This is a genomic window from Aquimarina litoralis (genome assembly GCF_039523995.1).
Lineage (GTDB): Bacteria > Bacteroidota > Bacteroidia > Flavobacteriales > Flavobacteriaceae > Aquimarina > Aquimarina litoralis.
The window spans coordinates 197,774-214,628 of sequence record NZ_BAAAGE010000005.1 but is presented as its reverse complement, the minus strand read 5'-3'; the positions used below and the strand labels follow the sequence as shown (position 1 = coordinate 214,628).

Sequence of the window (16,855 nt, the reverse complement as noted above, 5' to 3'; positions counted from 1 at the left end):
TTGAAAAAATTAAATTTTTATATCAAAATTTATTTTCTATTGTGATTTTGATATGATGGTTTTGTGTTTAATTATATGGTAATTAGCAGGTTGTTATTTTGTAATGATAAATTGTTCTTGGAGTGATAATTGAAACTGTATATGAAATCAAAAGAAGTTAACCCTAAAAAAAAATAGGTATATCCCCCTGATGAAGTTTTACGAATTATCTTATGTTTGTGATCTTCATAATCTGAAGTAATTAAATAGCACCTATAATTACGCAAGAAATCGCATGGCTAATCAGAAACAAGATGACTATTTATTGCAAAGCCTTATTGATGGTGATGACAAGGGTATAAAAGAGATCTACAAAAAAGTGTATCCTAAGGTTAGGAAATATATCCTCAGTCATGACGGATCAGAAGACGATGCTAAGGATATTATGCAAAAGTCATTACTGCAATTACTGGCCAGAGCGCAGGCTACAGATTTTAAAATTACATCGAGTTTTGATGGTTATTTTGTAACCATTGCCAAGAACTTATGGAGAAGGGCAGCAAAAATGGCGAAATCTAGGGTAACAAATGAAGGTGTTTTGGATCTTGTACATGAAGAACGAGAAATAGCTTTAGCAGCTTATGAACAAGAAAAATGGGAGCTATTTCAGGAAAAACTATCAGAAATATCACAGAACTGTAGAGAAGTTTTAACTTTTTTCTTTAATAAAGTGCCTTATGTCGATATTGCTAAGAAACTAGGGTATGCAACAGAGAATACAGTAAGACAGCGTATTTTTAAGTGTAAGTCAAAATTAAAAGAAGCGATATATTCTGATAAACGTTATAATGAATTAAAAGAGTTGTAAAAGATTATGGAACAGGATATAGAGAGATATCTTAATAATGAAATGACCCAAGAAGAGGTAGCTGCTTTTCTAAATAAAATAGATACGGATCCAGAGGCAAAAAAGTTGCTCAGTCTTTATAAAGAAATGAACGTTGTTTATGATCAGAATGATTGGGAGTTATTAGATAAAAAAACTACAAATCAAAAGGTTCAACAATACGAACAATTTTTAAGAAGTGATAAAGGAAAAGAAATAGCAAATAGTATTAAAGCAGCAGAACAATCATATTTTAATGAGAAACCTTTTAGACTAACAAAAATTTTAAAATATGTAGCGGTTGCAGCAATATTTATAGCGGGATTGTTTTTGGTTGTTGAATACAATCAAGGGACTAATACCGAACAATTATATGCGACTTATAAGAATTGGGATGAGCTGCCATCATTAACGCTAAGAGATCAAAATTCGGATTTAACGGAAATAGAACAGCAATTTAGAACAGAAAATTATGAAGAGTCATTGCTGTTACTAAATACTTATGTTTTGAATAATGATCAAAATGTAAATCCACAATTACTTATGTATAAGGGAATATCTCAATTAGAGTTACATAAAAATACAGCTGCAATTGATACTTTTACTGAATTATTAGAGAGTAAAACTTTAGATGCCGATAAAGCCCATTGGTATTTAGCACTCAGTTACCTGAAGAATCAAGATGTGGAAAAAGCAAAAACCGAGTTAGAACTTCTATTAGAGAAACCTACTAATTTTAAGAATAAAGAAGCAAAAGAATTATTGTCTTCGCTACATTGATATAGCTTTCATAAGTTCTGCTTTTCGTCGTTTTTATAAGCGTTTAAACGATGTTTTTTATCTGATTTAATGGGAAATTCATTTTTTTAGACATCGATCTTTAATTTTCTTTAAAATTAATTAGATCAATGAAAGGGATAGTCAATAGTGTGCTTCTTGTTAATAGTGATAAATCTCATAATTTTTTGAATCAGTACCGTTTACTGAAATATTGTGCGCTTGGAAATATCATTAAAGTTTCCAATGGCAATGAAGCAATTGATTATTTGACTAAAATTAAAAAAGACCCTTCCTTAAAACCAGATTTAATTATCCTGAATTGTGATTTGGCAATGATGAATAAATCAGAGTTTTTCTCACACTTTTCTAATTTAGGACCTAGGATTACAAGAGGAATTAAAATAATAATTCTACATGAGACGATACCTCAAGAAGACTTAAAGAATATATGTTTGCATAGGAATGTAGTAGGCGCCATTAAAAAACCCTTAAGTCCATCTAAAATCGATGAACTCTTTCATAAGTACTTTTTAATCGATATCAATAATCAAGATGAATCTTAATTTTTCTCCGCTACATCTAAAAAGATTATGATTGTTTTGATAGTGAATTATTCATAATGACGATATCGCCTAAAACGAATAATTTTTTGTCCTAAAAGGAATACTGTCTGTAAATCTTATAGATATTATCATTTTCAATCTAGATTTTTCCAAAATTGGATGAAGCAGTTATAAAAATTACATTTGTTATATATCTTAACTCATAAACTATGCAAACTGCAAAGACTATTTCCTTTATTAAAATTATTAAATGGACAGGATTCCATATACTTTGGTTACTTATTTTTTCTGGAGGAGTAGCAGCTTTGTATTATTTTAAGGTTATTGAAGTGAGTATGCCTTGGTTGCCTATTTCTGTAATTGGTACTGCGGTAGCTTTTTATGTAGGTTTTAAAAACAATCAATCATATGATCGAATGTGGGAAGCACGGAAGATTTGGGGCGGTATTGTAAATGATAGCAGAACTTGGGGGATGTACGTAGATGGTTTTGTTACCAATTTATTCTCTAATACAGAGGTATCCGAAAAGAAAATTCATCAGATTAAAAAACGCTTAATTTATAGGCATATAGCATGGTTATATGCACATAGGAGTCAATTATTAGTTCCTACACCTTGGGAACACGTTAGTCAAGGAGGTCCTGTTGCCCGAAAAGCAAGATATTACCAGAAAAAATTTGGAATAGGCTTAGTAGATGATGAATATACACGAACAGAGTTAAAGAACTTTTTGCCAGAAGACGAGCATGATCGATTAGTAGCCAATGTAAATACAGCTACACAAATTATTAATGAGCAGTCTCGAGATTTACAGGAGCTTAGAACGAAAGGATTGATCGAAGATTTTCGTCATATGAGGATGGCAGAGTTATTGAGAAGCTTTTATGCTTTACAAGGCAAGAATGAGCGTATTAAAAAATTTCCACTTCCCAGGCAGTATGCGAATATGAGTAGAATTTTTGTGTGGATTTTTATTTTCCTACTACCATTTAGTATGATACCAGAGTTAATGAAATTAGGAGAAACAGGATTTTGGCTATCTGTACCGATTACAACATTGATCGGATGGGTATATGTGATGATGGAGTTAGTGGGTGATTACTCTGAAAATCCTTTTCAGGGAATGGCGAATGATATTCCTATGTTATCGCTTTGTCGAGTAATAGAAATTGACCTAAGAGAAATGTTAGGAGAGAAAGATTTACCGCCTGGTGTTAAAATCAAGAACAATATTTTAATGTAACAAGAAGATAATCTATAAAAAAAAGCGATCTATTTTTAGATCGCTTTTTTTGTAATTACTGTCTGCTTATCTTATATCGGATAGCGGCAGGAAGGTTTGCTAACAATCTCTTCAATCTTTCTATAGGAATAAATTTGAAATTTTACTTCTTGGTATTTCAACAGCGTAACTCCCAGAGTAGAATGGACAAATAACACAATCATCAAAATAAAACTTTACTGTATTCTCATTGATTACAAAATTATTCTTGTACTGTTGAAAAGTATCTAGGTCTAATTGCCAGCATTCTTCATATTGTGGTTCTGATTTTTTATACTTGGTCAATGTTTTATTTACTGCATTTAACATGTCTATTTCAGACCCATTCTTGAAAATATTGTTGTAATTGATGAATTCTGCTTTTTTAGGATCAAAATTTAATGCTTTAAACATATAAGATGATTGGTTGTCATCGATATAATGATTAGCTTTATATAATAGAATACTAAAAATATTCTCCTGAGAATAAATTTTATAATTAATTAGTCTTTTGTGTCGTTCAGAAGGGGTATAACCAAGATTACATTGCAGCTTTGTTTCATTCAAAGTGTTTTTTACAGAAACATTAGTGGATAAATAATTATTGGATATAAAATCATTAAATTTTTTGAAAGATGGATTGGATGAAATGTCTAAATAAGGATACTTATAATCTATAATGTAATTTTTTTCTTTTTTGTAATAGGATTTTGTCATTATTATTTCTTCAGTAGTTTTTTTCTCCTTTTCTAAGCTTCCTAAAATACTTGCAGTATTGATTTGCTCATTTGTTTGATTACTTGTCAAGTCTTGTCCTGAGAAAGTAGATTTTTCCCTTTTGCAAGACCCTACAAAAAGTAACAATACTAATGATAATGATAAAGTAAAATAAGATCTTGTTGTCATAATATTAGCTTTAATAAAGTTTCTAAATGATAATTATTTAGCACAAAATTCTATATTATTTTACATTTACTATTATTTATATTAATTATAATACTCATAATTAAAAATTATGATTAATAGAACTCTTATTTGTTCATGTTTTTTTATTAACAATTTTCCATATATACAGTAAAGGTTTTCGGACTTAAGTATTTGTTTTTTAGATGGTTATTATTTTTTTAAAAGTTCTGTGAGTTTAACATTTTCAATAGGTACTTTGTTAAACAAAGCATAATGGAATTTTATATAAAAATTATTTATTAATTAGATAATAAATATAAATAATAATTAATGAATAAAAATTAATAATTTAGAGGGAAAATGGTTGGTTTATTAAAAGAAAGTAATATGAAAATTAGAGTTTTAATTTATGTCGGGCTTATAGTTTTTTTGTCTAATTGTGCAGTAATAAGACCCGGAGAAGCAGGTGTTAAACAAACACTTGGAAAATTGTCAAATAAGGTTTCTACTCAAGGAACGATGTTCTATAATCCTTTAGTTAGTAGAGTAATAAAGGAATCTACTCAAACAAATAATATCAAGTTGATTTTAAATCTCCCTAGTAAGGAAGGATTGAGTGTGAATTCTGAAATTTCTATTCTTTATAGGTTAGAGCAGAATAAAATACCGAGTGTTTTAGAAAATTTAGGAAGAGATTATGAATCTATTATAACTAGTGTGTTTAGATCAGCTTCTTCTGATGTGTGCGCAAAGTTTTTTGCTAAGGATATGCACTCCGGAATGCGAGCAAATATTGAGGAAGAGATCAAAGTGAAAATGAAAGAAAACTTAGAAAAGCAGGCGGATGGTATTGAGCTTATTGCAGTACTTATGAAAAGCATTCAGTTACCACGAGGTTTGGCAAATTCTATAGAAAGAAAATTACAAGCTGAGCAGGATGCAATGCGAATGAAATTTGTAATCGACCAAGCAAAACTAGAAGCTGATAGAAAAATCATTGATGCAAAAGGAGAAAGAGATGCTCAAAAAATACTAGCAGAAGGTCTTACAAAGGAAATTATACGTATCCGTAGTATTGAAGCTTTTAACAAACTTTCAGAATCTCCGAATAGCAAAGTGATTATCACAGATGGTAAAGCACCTTTTTTAATAGCAGGAGATGATTAATCAAGAGTTTAATTTAAAAACAAATGATCATGGAATTATTAAATAAAGCATCAGAATTTATAAAAAGAAGTATGGCTAATATGAGCACAAGTGATAGGGTAGTAGCATCCAGAGAAGCCAAGGCGATTGTATTATCAATTAATGAAGTGTATAAAAAAACAAAAGATCCAGAGTTAATGGATATTATGAAGTCGGTAACTAACAAAAAACGTAAAATCGATAGAAGATTACGAGGTATGTTAGGCTAGTTGTTTGATCAATTTATAGAATAGGAAACTTTAAAAGGAAAAAATATGGAAGTAATTTTTGAATATCATAACGCAAGAAGTAGTGGTTACTTGTCATCCATGGCAACTAAAAAACTTAAAAGATTAATTAAAAAATATCCTTTTGTGGTAAAAAGCTATGTGTTTTTTAAGGAAGAGCTTAGTCTTAAAGAAAAAGGACAAGGATATATATGTGGAATTCGTCTTAGTGGTCCTGGTCCATTATTATACGCTTCTTCGCATAATAGTGATCTCTTAAGTGCTTTGAATGATACGATAAAAAGTTTAAAAACTCAACTCAATAAGCGTAAAGCGCTCTTATATAATAATTAACGATAGTAATGTTGTTTTCATTGATTGTTTAGTTGTTGCCCATTCTAAAGGCTGTTCTTTTCCCGTATGAACAGCCTTTTTTACAAAAGATCTCTAAGAAGATACTAACAGATAGATTAGTAATCGGTGTATATAATGGAAAACAAAAAGGCGATCTATTTTTAGATCACCTTTTTAAACTAAATGTATAATATATTACTTGTCTAATGCCATTTCTGGTTCTTTCACAGTACTAGCTTCAAATTGATTACTAGTATTTTTAGCTCCTCCTGCTTTTAATGCATTGTCACCAGCAAAGAATGTTTTGTGATCATCACCAAGATCTGAACCTGCCATACGTTGGTGTTTTACACAAGAAACTCCTTTTCTGATTTCCTGACGCTGAACAGAACCTACATATGCTAACATTCCTTTATCACCAAAATAACCTTCTACTAAGTCATTCATGTGTAATGCAGTAGTATGATATGTTGGCAATGTGATCAAGTGGTGAAATACTCCTGCTTCTCTAGATGCATCTGCCTGGAAATTTCTGATCATTTCATCTGCCCTATTAGATAATTCTGTACCGTCATATTTAGCATCCATAAGCTCTTCACGATTGTATGCTGAGGTATCTTCTCCAGCTTCTACCATAAGATCATAAGCCTGCTGACGGAAATTGATTGTCCAGTTAAATGATGGAGAATTGTTATATACTAATTTAGCATTTGGTACTTGCTCTTTTACACGGTTTACCATATGAGCAATTTGTTTTACATTAGGCGTAGGTGTTTCGATCCATAATAAATCAGCACCATTTTCTAAACTAGTTACACAGTCTAATACAACACGATCGATATTAGATCCTTCTTTAAACTTGTATAATCCATTAGGTAATCTCACAGGTCTAACTAATTTTCCATCGCGTTTGAAAAGAACATCGTTTTCATTTACCTCATCAATACGAACTTCCTCAGCTTCTACAAAATCCATATACTGAGAAGCTAAATCACCTTCTTCTTTAGAAACGGGTAATTTTTGAGTTAAACCAGCACCTTCAGAATCTGTTCTTGCTACGATGATACCATCATCAACTCCTAATTCTAAGAATGCATACCTAAGAGCATTCAACTTTGCAATAAAATCTTCGTGTGGTACAGTTACTTTACCATCTTGATGTCCACATTGTTTTGCATCAGAAACCTGATTTTCTATCTGAAGCGCGCAAGCACCAGCTTCTATCATTCTTTTTGCTAAAAGATAAGTAGCTTCTTCGTTTCCAAAACCGGCATCAATATCAGCAATAATTGGTACTACATGTGTTTCGAAATTATCAATTTGATCTTGTACATCCTCACCAGCATCCAAACGACGGAAAAGATCATTAAGCTCTACCGCATCAGCCTGGCGTAAAAATGTATAAATCTCTTCGATTAGATTTGGTACAGCTGTTTTTTCATGCATTGACTGATCTGGTAAAGGTCCTAATTCAGAACGTAAAGCCGCAACCATCCAACCAGAAAGGTATAGGTACGTTTTGTCGGTAGTTCCTTTGTGCTTTTTTACAGCAATCATTTTTTGCTGTGCTACAAAACCATGCCAGCAACCTAGTGATTGAGTATAATTAACACTATTTGCATCGTATGCTGCCATATCCTTACGCATGATGGAAGCCGTATATTTTGCAATGTCTAATCCAGTTTTAAATCTATTTTGTACCGCAATTCTCGCAGCATTTTCTGGTTTAATGGTTGCCCAAGTGTTTCCGTATTTTGCTTTTAATGCTCGTACTGTATCAAGTGCCGAATTATAAGTAGTCATAATTTTGTATTTAAATTTTATTTCAAGGATTTACTTTTTATGCTTTAGTGGTTTTTTCTGAATTGTAATCAATCGTATTGTTGACCGCCCAGTTAGTGACCAGAGTCTTAGTTTTTGCTTTTGATTTCATCTTTATAATCTTTAATGTTCATTAATAATCCGAATTCCAATTGCTACTTACAGGCCTCAACCAGATTCATTTTGCTGTAATATTATTTTCTAAGTGTTTTAGTAAATTAATTACAGGACAATATTAGAAAAAAGTTTTTGATTAAAAAAGCGAACGTTCGCTAAAATGATTAAAAAGTGTAAAAATAAAATTTTCGCAAATTGGTTTGCGTATAAATTTAAAGTCTAAGTGTTAGTACTGTTTTTTGTTATTAAGTGTCTGATAATTAAATATTTGAAATATGATCAACTGCTCTTGGAGTAGTGCGGAAAGTTCGTTATTAGTAACTGAATTATTTTTAGAAAAAAATAAATTAAAATAGAATTATTTTTCTGTTTCGAGTAGTTTTGAACTGTTTTTGGAAAATGAAAACACCTAAAAAAGTGAATTATACATCTCTATAAGTGGTGGAATTTGGTCAAAAGTAGAGCGTAAAAGGAGGAAATGGTAACAGTTTTTCGATTGGATTTGGTTATAATTTAAGAAAGTTTTAAAATAAAGTAGTCGAAAATTATATGGACTTTATGTAATCTTCTAGATTTTCATGCTCCTGAAGTTGTATTCTTTTTCTTAGGCGACTTCTCGATTTTTTTACAGCCTCTGTAGACGTAAATCGCAGACGCGCAATTTCTTTTCTTCCTAACGACATCCTTAAATAAGAACATATTTCTAAATCTGTTTTGGTAAGATTTGGATGTTTTGCACTTAATCTTTCGAAGAATTCATAATTAATTTCTTCCAAATTATTTTTTATGATCGTTATTTTAGAATCCTCCAGAACTTCAGATTTAAGATCCGCAATGATGCTTTGAAGAGAGACCTCATTAGTATTTGAGGCTATTTTTTTGAGATCACCAACTAACTTTTCTTTGGATTGTAAATGCTGAATTGATTTAGTCATCAGCGTTGTTATTTCTTCTTTTTTTGATTTGATTTCATTTTCAAGAACTTCAATTTCAGCACGAACTTGTTTCATCCGTTGTTCGTTTTTCTGAGTTGACAAGGTGAGTAACTGATCTAATTCTTCTTGGGCTAGTCTAGCCTTTTTCCAGCGTGTTTTAAAATATCGTATTCCATAATATCCTATGATACTGGATACAACGAGTGTTATGATCAATAGAACGAGATACAATTTCTTTTTTACGGATTGTGTTTCTGCTTGAGCTAAAATGACTTTCTTTTCTTGCACAAATTGAATACTATCTTTTAATTGTTGTTGGCTAAATTCGTATTGTAATTCAATTTGTCTTAGCTCTTTTGCTTTAGCCAAATTAAAAACACTGTCGTTAGCTTTTGCATATTTTCTATAGTAATCTAAAGCAGGTTCAAATTCTTTCATCATATAATAAGAGCGACTTTTTCTTTTATATGCTGCAGCCAATAGCTGACCCATTTGTTCTTCTTTAACTATTTGTATGCATGAATCTACATGAGATAATGCCTTAGAAAATTGTTCTAAATTATTGTATGTACCTGCAATATTAAAATGGATATTTCCGATACTAGCTTTCTTGGTATTTTTTTTACAGTAGTCTAAATATTCTAATTGTAGGGAAAGTGCTTGTGAGTATTTTTTTTGTTTCCTCAGAAGTATTGCTTTGGTTGATTTTAAGCGATATATTCCTTCTATGTAACCTGCCTGTTCAAATTTTTTGTTTGCTTTACTATAATAATATGAAGTAGAATCTATGAGACCTAATCTTTGATAGGATAATCCAATTCCTTCATAATTATCTCCAATTTTTTTAGGAATATCTAGCTGTTCATTAATTTCAATTGCCTTAATAAAATTTTCTACGGATTTTCTATATTCCTTTTGATATCTAAATACGGTAGCGATATTGTGATAATTAGAGGAGAGATTGAGTGAATCATTTAATGCTAAGAATATTGTCTGAGCGTCTAAATAATACTGTAATGCTTTAGAGTAGTTTCCTCGTTTGCGATTAATGATTCCTAATTGTTGAAAAACTTCAGCTCTATGTTGCCTTATATCATAAGAAACTTTGGGTGCATTCAGAATTGAAGTAACTTCATCCATATAGGATGCTACTTCATTAAAATCTCTGCGAAGCTGATACACTCCTAGTTGTAATAAAGCGTGGACTTTTAGAGAATCGGTAGTGGCTTTGGCTACTTCTTGTTGTAGCGCCACTAGTGTAGTGTCTTTTTCCTGAGCAAAGGAAATACATGTGCTAAAAGTTATAATAATAAAAAAGTATCTGTGCAAAGTCACTCTTATATTGGTTTTAAGATAAAGATATTGGTTTTTCAAGGAATATATAAAGATTTACTTTTGAATTCTATGATAGATAGAGTTCTTTCAATAGACATAAAATATAAATTATAAAAACTGCCTAACATCCAAGATGTAGGCAGTTTTTGATTACCAATATTGCTAATTTAAGTATAACAAAGCCCCTTATCTTTATACAAATTATTAGCAACCTTAAGTTATCTAACTACGCAGAAGATAACGCTACAATGGTATAAAACATAGTAGAGTAAAACAGTATTAAAATAATAGATAGTCTATGTTTTATTATAAATTCCTTTAACCGCATATATTAATTTTTAACTATTCTTTTTATAATACTTCCTTGCTCAGAAGTAATATTTACAAGATAAACTCCCGACTCTAGATGTGAGATATCTATCTTATTACTTGTAGAAACCATTACTTTTTGACCGATAGTATTGTAGAATACTACTTCATCAATATCCATCGTAATAAACAACTTATCTGAAGTTGGATTTGGGTAAATCTCTATCAGCTCAATATTGTTATCTTCTATACCTAAAGAAGGAATCACATTTACTGTTCTGGTAACTTCAACTGCATTGTTTCCTGAAGCATCACTTACATTATAGGTTACCGTATATGTTCCTTGTACAGAAGTGTCCACAGGATTGGTTACGGTAATATTTGCACTAATATCGCCGTCTAAGGAGTCTGAAGCTGTGGCGCCAGCATCTATATAAGTTTCTCCTTGCGCAATTTCAACTGGATTGTCTCCTAACAGGTTAATGACTGGAATTGTTGTATCAGAGACTGTAACTTGTCTGGTAACTTCTAAGGCATTATTTCCTGCTGTATCACTTACATTATATGTAATAGTATATATTCCAGCTACAGCCATATCCACTGGGTTTACGGTAACAATATTTGCGGTAATATCACTACCTGAAGAGTCAGTAGCAGTAGCTCCAGCATCCGTATAGGTAGTTCCAGCTTCTACAGTTACAGTTGCAGAACCGATTAATGTGATTACTGGAAGGGTTGTATCCAACACGGTCACTTGTCTTGTAACTTCTAATGCGTCGTTTCCTGATGCATCACTTACATTATAGGTAATCGTGTATACTCCAGCTACATTGATGTTCACTGGATTTACAACAACAATATCTGAGGTAATATCACCATCAAATGAATCAGCAGCAGTGGCTCCAGAATCTGTATAGGTAGTTCCTATTTCTACGGTTACTGTTGGAGAACCGATTAATGTGATTACAGGTATGGTAGTATCTGAAACTGTTACTTCTCTAGTTACTTCTATCGCATTATTTCCATTAGCATCACTTACATTATAGGTAATCGTATATACTCCAGGAACATTAGTGTTTACTGGATTTACGACAACCATTTCTGCAGTAATATCTCCATCTAATGAATCAGTAGCAGTGGCTCCAGCATCAGAATAAGTTGTTCCAGCTTCTACAATTACAGTATTAGAACCTAACAATGTAATTACAGGTATGGTAGTATCGGAAACTGTTACTTCTCTAGTTACTTCTGTAGCATTATTTCCAGCAGCATCGCTTACATTATAGGTAATCGTGTATACTCCTGGAACATTTGTATTAACTGGGTTTACAACAACCATTTCTGCGGTAATATCACCATCTAATGAATCAGAAACAGTGGCTCCAGCATCTGTATAAGTGGTTCCTGCTTCTACAGTTACCGATGCAGTACCTAATAATGTAATTACAGGTACGGTAGTATCAGAAACTGTTACTTCTCTAGTTACTTCCGTAGCATTATTTCCAGCAGCATCACTTACATTATAGGTAATCGTGTATACTCCCGGAACATTTGTGTTTACTGGATTTACAGTAACAATATCAGCGGTAATATCACCATCTAATGAATCAGAAGCAGTAGCTCCAGCATCAGAATAGGTTGTTCCAGCTTCTATGGTTGTAGTTGCAGCTCCTATTAATGTAATTACAGGAATTGTTGTATCGGAGACAGTAACTTCTCTGGTAACTTCTGTAGCATCATTTCCAGCAGCATCACTTACATTATAGGTGATCGTATATACTCCAGGGACATTAATATTTACTGGGTTTACAGTAACAATATCTGTGGTAATATCACCATCTAATGAATCAGAAGCAGTTGCTCCAGCATCAGAATAAGTTGTTCCAGCTTCTATGGTTGTAGTTGCAGCTCCTATTAATGTAATTACAGGAATTGTTGTATCGGAGACAGTAACTTCTCTGGTCACTTCTGTAGCATCATTTCCAGCAGCATCACTTACATTATAAGTAATGGTGTATATTCCAGGAATATTAGTGTTTACTGGGTTTACAGTAACAATGTTGGTGGTAATATCTCCATCAAACGAATCAGAAGCAGTAGCTCCAGCATCTGTATAGGTTGTTCCTGCCTCTACGGTTACGGTTGCATTGCCTGCTAATGAAATTACAGGTGCTGTTGTATCCGAAACAGTTACTTCTCTAGTAACTTCTACGGCCTTATTACCCGAAGAATCACTAACATTATAAGTAATTGTATACATTCCTGGTATAGAGGTGTCTACTGGATTTACAGTAACGATATTTGCAGTGATATCTCCATCGAAGTTATCCATGGCAGTAGCTCCTGCATCTGTGTATGTAGTTCCTGCTTCTACAGTTAATGTTGCGCTGCCATTTAGAGTAATTACAGGTGCAATAGTTTCGCAATTTACTTCATTAAAGGAAGCAGTTACATCAATATTCGTCCAATTCGTGGAACTATAGGCTGCATCATCCACTAAAATACATGTAAGATTGTCATTATTAGTTGCGTTAAAATTGGTGATACTCGTATTATTTCCATTTTGAACATTTAAACTAGTAAGCTGATTATTGTCTGCTAAAAAGGTTGTTAGCGCTGTAAGACTGCTTACGTCAAGAGCAGTAAGTTCGTTGCGTCCTGCATCCAGAGTTTTCAATTGTGTATTGTTACCAAATGTCAGTGTTGCCAGATTACAATTTTCAACATCAAGAGTTTCCAAAGCTATGTTATTAGAGACATCCAATGATATAAGGTCGTTTGAATCAATTTGTAAAGTCTCCAATGCCGTGTTATTAGATAGATCTATAGTTGTTAAGCTCATTTGCTGCACATTCATGTATTCCAGTAATGGATTATTAGTTACATCTAATGCAGATACATTATTATTGCCTCTCATATGCAAGTTTACCAACAACGGATTGTTTGATATATCAAGAGCAGTAAGTTGGTTATTAAAGATATTTAAGGTAACCAGTTTTGAGAGTGCACTGACATCTATGGATGTAATGGTGGTATACTGAACTTCTAGTGTTTCTAAGTTGATGTTTTGGCTTACATCTATGGACCCTAAGGTATTTCCTTGGCAATTAAAGGTAGTCAAATTAACCAAGGCAGAAATGTCTATGGATGTTAGGTCGTTATCTCTAAGGTTTAGAATCTGTAAATTGGTATTGTTTGATAAATCTACAGACGATAATGAATTAAGACGTGCCTGTAGTTCGGTAAGTGCTATGAAGTCTTCTATACCAGAAAGATCTGCAACATCTTTGCCTTGTATGCTAAGGTAAGTAATTCCTTCGATCAAGGCAGTAGGCACTCTTCCATCAGTAGTAGTATCATCGTAACCCAAAGCTTCTAACGCTGCTTCAAAGTTAGTATCGGGTATATCAGTATATCTACAATACGTATCACTAAAACTTGTGGTGTTATCGATTCTTGTCCAATTCGTGTTACTATACGTTACATCATCAACGAGAATACAAGTAAGATTTGGATTATCTCTTGCGTAAAAATCGCTTCCACCTAGATTCGTATTGTTTCCGTTTTGAACATTTAGATATGTTAACCCGGTTTCTTCGATTTCTAAATAAGTTAGATTTTCATTTTTAGACAGATCAAGATTTGTAAGGGAAGGAGCTGTAGCAAATTCTAATTCTTCCAACGCGATATTATTACTAAAGTCTACATTCCCTAAATCAACATTCTCACCACACTCAATACCTGTTAATTTCGTGTTGTTAGAAACATCAAAGCTAGTCATAGCGTTATCCCTTACGGTGATATATTCTAAGTTAGTATTGGTTGATATATCTATACTAGTTAGTTGATTTTCATTAAGCTGTAATCTTGTTAATGAAGTTAACCCAGATACGTTGATGGTGATGAGATTACAGTTGTTAAAACGTACTTCTTCTAATTGTGAATTATTACTAAGGTCTATAGTAGTCATTAAATTCCATCCCGCTTCCAAATTGGTAAGACTTGTAAAATCTTCTATTCCTGTAAAGTCACTAATATCTTCCTGGTCTACATCTAATGCAGTAACAACATCGATAAATGAAGTTGGCACTTGTCCGTCATTTTGGATATTATCTAAACCAAGACTAAACAATGCAGCTTCGAAATTGGTGTCGGGAATGCTAGTATATTCAAATGCTCGTACCAAAACAGAGGAAGAATTAGTACTATCTCCACAAGGATTTGTTAGTACTACTCTTAAAGATAATCCAGTAGTATCTTCGGTATCAATGATAACGGATAGGTCAGCCGTAGTTACTCCAGAAAAAGTGGCACTTTCAGTAGCATCGGACCAGTTCATACCGCCATCCGTAGAAAACTGCCATGTATAGCTATCTACATTATTGGCTGTGATGGATAGGTTTGCAGTTCCTCCAACTTCAATATCAGCTCCAGTAGGTTGTTCCGTAATACTTATGGCATCACAACAATTTATTTGTGTGCTCATGGGTTCAATTCCGCATCCAACCGTTTCTGTAAATAATCCCATGGTGTACACAGCCCCATTGATATCTCTTTGATCTAAAGCATATCTAGAATCACCAGCTCCAATATTATAGTGCATGATCAGGTTATCATCGATTACATGTCCTAATTGATGTGCATGACCTAATTCGTGTAAGGCTACACTTTTAAAGTCATACTGAGTAGCACTCGGTGTACCACTTCCATAAAACCAATTAGTTCCATCATTCCAGGTAACATCTAATTCCTTTACAATAGCTCTATTTGTAGTTGGGCAAGTTCCAAGATAACGGCTTGTTACTCTTCCTAGTACCCCAGTGGGAAGTTCTGATCCATTATCAAAGCGTACAATATTAATTCCATCATCTACAGATTCATCTGTAGTCGTAGTTCCGCCGAATACAAAATTAATATCTGATTCACAGTTCCAAAGCTCGAAAGCAGCTTCGAAGTCTGCTTTTGCAGAACTTGAATCAAAATCTGTGTGATATACAAATGTGTAAGCTCCGTTGCCGTCGTTATCTTGTAAGGTTGAAGGGAAAGCATCGTCGCCAGAAGTAGCATTAATATGGCTAAAATTCACGGTAAGACTACCACTACTGGTGCCTGTTTCTGAAGTACTATTAGTAACCTGAATAGTACCTGTACCAGCTAACCAAGGTACTTGAACTTGGATTTCTGTATCTGACCAACTAATGATTTCGGAGCTTAAAGCATCGGTATAGGAAACACCACCCGCATTTGCATTTGGAAAACTTACTGTTCCAGTAGTATTTCCAAAATTACTTCCGTTTATAGTTAATACCGTTTGTGTACCTGCGCTGGCTGATGTAGGAGAGAAACTGGAAATAACTGGAGTAGCTAGTAATGCTTTTGAGTTAAATTTTGATGTAGCTGCAACCGTAGGACGTTTTAATAATGTTCTAAATGTTTTAGAAGTAACCCTTTGAATTTTTGGATACAACTCTTTTGTAATCGAATTGTATTTGTGGAATACATCAGAAGCTTCTTCGTTAAATTTGTTATATTTTATAACACCTTGAGCAGCACCTACAAGTTCATATAACGTGTTTTTGGTATTAAGCTTTACAGCACTTTCTTTCAAGAAAAAAGTAGCAGTATTTCCTAATTCTAGTGATGCTGCACTTGAAGTAACTTGCATGGCTTCACCTACTTGTCCGCCCATTGTTGCAAATTGTACAGTTGCCGTGCTGTTACCAAGCATATCATTGTAAACTTGTATGGTATGTAAAGTGTAAATATTATGTTTAGGAGTATCCCAATAACTCTGACTACTCGTAATAATACCTTCGACAATTATAGTAGATTCTTGTATTCGATCTTTTATGGATAACGGGATCATCATTCCACCGCAAGATTGACCGAAAGACCAAAAGGTAAGTAAATGGATGATAATAAGGTTTAGTAATTTTGATTTCATAAATAGGGATAGTTTTAAAGTTCTGTTTCTGTTTTCATGTTTTATTCTAAAATCTCTTTAGGTTTAGGACAAATAGTCCCAGGATCATCCTTTTTATAAGGAGATCTAATTGATTTTGATTCTTGATTAATGGGGATTAATTCAGCGTGTAAATAAGTTGGTAAGAAGCTTCGGAATTTAGTTTATGAAGTGAAGTTTCTTGTCATTTCTTTCTAGGGGTATGGATTTTTATTATTCATAGTTTTAGGGTTT

At 32.9% G+C, this 16,855-nt stretch carries 11 protein-coding genes; 7 read left to right on the top strand and 4 right to left on the bottom strand.

Annotated features, from left to right (window positions below):
• Nucleotides 1-274: 274 nt before the first annotated feature.
• The 4 genes from ABD077_RS21890 (at nucleotide 275) to ABD077_RS21875 (ending at nucleotide 3,452) form a co-directional block, all read left to right on the top strand.
• Nucleotides 275-847, top strand: a complete 573-nt coding sequence (locus ABD077_RS21890) for an RNA polymerase sigma factor (protein WP_343914343.1) — start codon at nucleotides 275-277, stop codon at nucleotides 845-847.
• Between the two features lie 6 nt (nucleotides 848-853).
• Nucleotides 854-1,645, top strand: coding sequence for a tetratricopeptide repeat protein (locus ABD077_RS21885; RefSeq protein ID WP_343914342.1), 792 nt, complete (start codon nucleotides 854-856; stop codon nucleotides 1,643-1,645).
• A 128-nt stretch (nucleotides 1,646-1,773) separates the two neighbouring features.
• Complete coding sequence (locus tag ABD077_RS21880) at nucleotides 1,774-2,208, top strand: response regulator (protein WP_343914341.1); 435 nt, start codon at nucleotides 1,774-1,776, stop codon at nucleotides 2,206-2,208.
• Between the two features lie 209 nt (nucleotides 2,209-2,417).
• Nucleotides 2,418-3,452 (top strand): bestrophin family protein, encoded by a 1,035-nt coding sequence (locus ABD077_RS21875; protein ID WP_343914340.1) that lies wholly within the window; start codon nucleotides 2,418-2,420, stop codon nucleotides 3,450-3,452.
• A 120-nt stretch (nucleotides 3,453-3,572) separates the two neighbouring features.
• Here ABD077_RS21875 and ABD077_RS21870 read toward each other — a convergent pair whose 3' ends face one another.
• Complete coding sequence (locus tag ABD077_RS21870; RefSeq protein WP_343914339.1) at nucleotides 3,573-4,376, bottom strand: RsiV family protein; 804 nt, start codon at nucleotides 4,374-4,376, stop codon at nucleotides 3,573-3,575.
• Nucleotides 4,377-4,763: 387 nt separating this feature from the next.
• Here ABD077_RS21870 and ABD077_RS21865 point away from each other — a divergent pair, with 387 nt between their 5' ends.
• The 3 genes from ABD077_RS21865 to ABD077_RS21855 are packed head-to-tail and all read left to right on the top strand — an operon-like array spanning nucleotide 4,764 to nucleotide 6,142.
• A complete protein-coding gene (locus ABD077_RS21865; RefSeq protein WP_343914338.1) occupies nucleotides 4,764-5,543 on the top strand; it encodes a prohibitin family protein in 780 nt (259 codons plus the stop codon).
• A 29-nt stretch (nucleotides 5,544-5,572) separates the two neighbouring features.
• On the top strand, nucleotides 5,573-5,791 hold the full coding sequence (locus tag ABD077_RS21860; protein WP_299606022.1) for a hypothetical protein: 219 nt from the start codon (nucleotides 5,573-5,575) through the stop codon (nucleotides 5,789-5,791).
• A gap of 45 nt (nucleotides 5,792-5,836) precedes the next feature.
• Nucleotides 5,837-6,142: an HPF/RaiA family ribosome-associated protein gene (locus ABD077_RS21855; RefSeq protein WP_343914337.1), complete on the top strand. Its 306-nt coding sequence runs from the start codon at nucleotides 5,837-5,839 to the stop codon at nucleotides 6,140-6,142.
• Nucleotides 6,143-6,337: 195 nt separating this feature from the next.
• On the opposite strand, the gene ABD077_RS21850 is transcribed toward ABD077_RS21855, so the two are convergent.
• The 3 genes from ABD077_RS21850 to ABD077_RS21840 form a co-directional block, all read right to left on the bottom strand.
• The gene (locus ABD077_RS21850) at nucleotides 6,338-7,945 is read right to left on the bottom strand and encodes an isocitrate lyase (RefSeq protein ID WP_343914336.1); all 1,608 of its coding nucleotides are present in this window, start codon (nucleotides 7,943-7,945) and stop codon (nucleotides 6,338-6,340) included.
• Between the two features lie 680 nt (nucleotides 7,946-8,625).
• On the bottom strand, nucleotides 8,626-10,350 hold the full coding sequence (locus ABD077_RS21845; RefSeq protein ID WP_343914335.1) for a tetratricopeptide repeat protein: 1,725 nt from the start codon (nucleotides 10,348-10,350) through the stop codon (nucleotides 8,626-8,628).
• Between the two features lie 331 nt (nucleotides 10,351-10,681).
• On the bottom strand, nucleotides 10,682-16,603 hold the full coding sequence (locus ABD077_RS21840) for an immunoglobulin-like domain-containing protein (protein WP_343914334.1): 5,922 nt from the start codon (nucleotides 16,601-16,603) through the stop codon (nucleotides 10,682-10,684).
• Nucleotides 16,604-16,855: the final 252 nt, after the last annotated feature.

What these genes read in the sequence shown, in the direction of transcription:
- ABD077_RS21865 (WP_343914338.1), top strand. Translation starts at nt 4,764, where the DNA reads ATGAAAATTAGAGTTTTAATTTATGTCGGGCTTATAGTTTTTTTGTCT.
- ABD077_RS21875 (WP_343914340.1), top strand. Translation starts at nt 2,418, where the DNA reads ATGCAAACTGCAAAGACTATTTCCTTTATTAAAATTATTAAATGGACA.
- ABD077_RS21855 (WP_343914337.1), top strand. Translation starts at nt 5,837, where the DNA reads ATGGAAGTAATTTTTGAATATCATAACGCAAGAAGTAGTGGTTACTTG.
- ABD077_RS21880 (WP_343914341.1), top strand. Translation starts at nt 1,774, where the DNA reads ATGAAAGGGATAGTCAATAGTGTGCTTCTTGTTAATAGTGATAAATCT.
- ABD077_RS21885 (WP_343914342.1), top strand. Translation starts at nt 854, where the DNA reads ATGGAACAGGATATAGAGAGATATCTTAATAATGAAATGACCCAAGAA.
- ABD077_RS21890 (WP_343914343.1), top strand. Translation starts at nt 275, where the DNA reads ATGGCTAATCAGAAACAAGATGACTATTTATTGCAAAGCCTTATTGAT.
- ABD077_RS21870 (WP_343914339.1), bottom strand. Translation starts at nt 4,376, where the DNA reads ATGACAACAAGATCTTATTTTACTTTATCATTATCATTAGTATTGTTA.
- ABD077_RS21840 (WP_343914334.1), bottom strand. Translation starts at nt 16,603, where the DNA reads ATGAAATCAAAATTACTAAACCTTATTATCATCCATTTACTTACCTTT.
- ABD077_RS21860 (WP_299606022.1), top strand. Translation starts at nt 5,573, where the DNA reads ATGGAATTATTAAATAAAGCATCAGAATTTATAAAAAGAAGTATGGCT.
- ABD077_RS21850 (WP_343914336.1), bottom strand. Translation starts at nt 7,945, where the DNA reads ATGACTACTTATAATTCGGCACTTGATACAGTACGAGCATTAAAAGCA.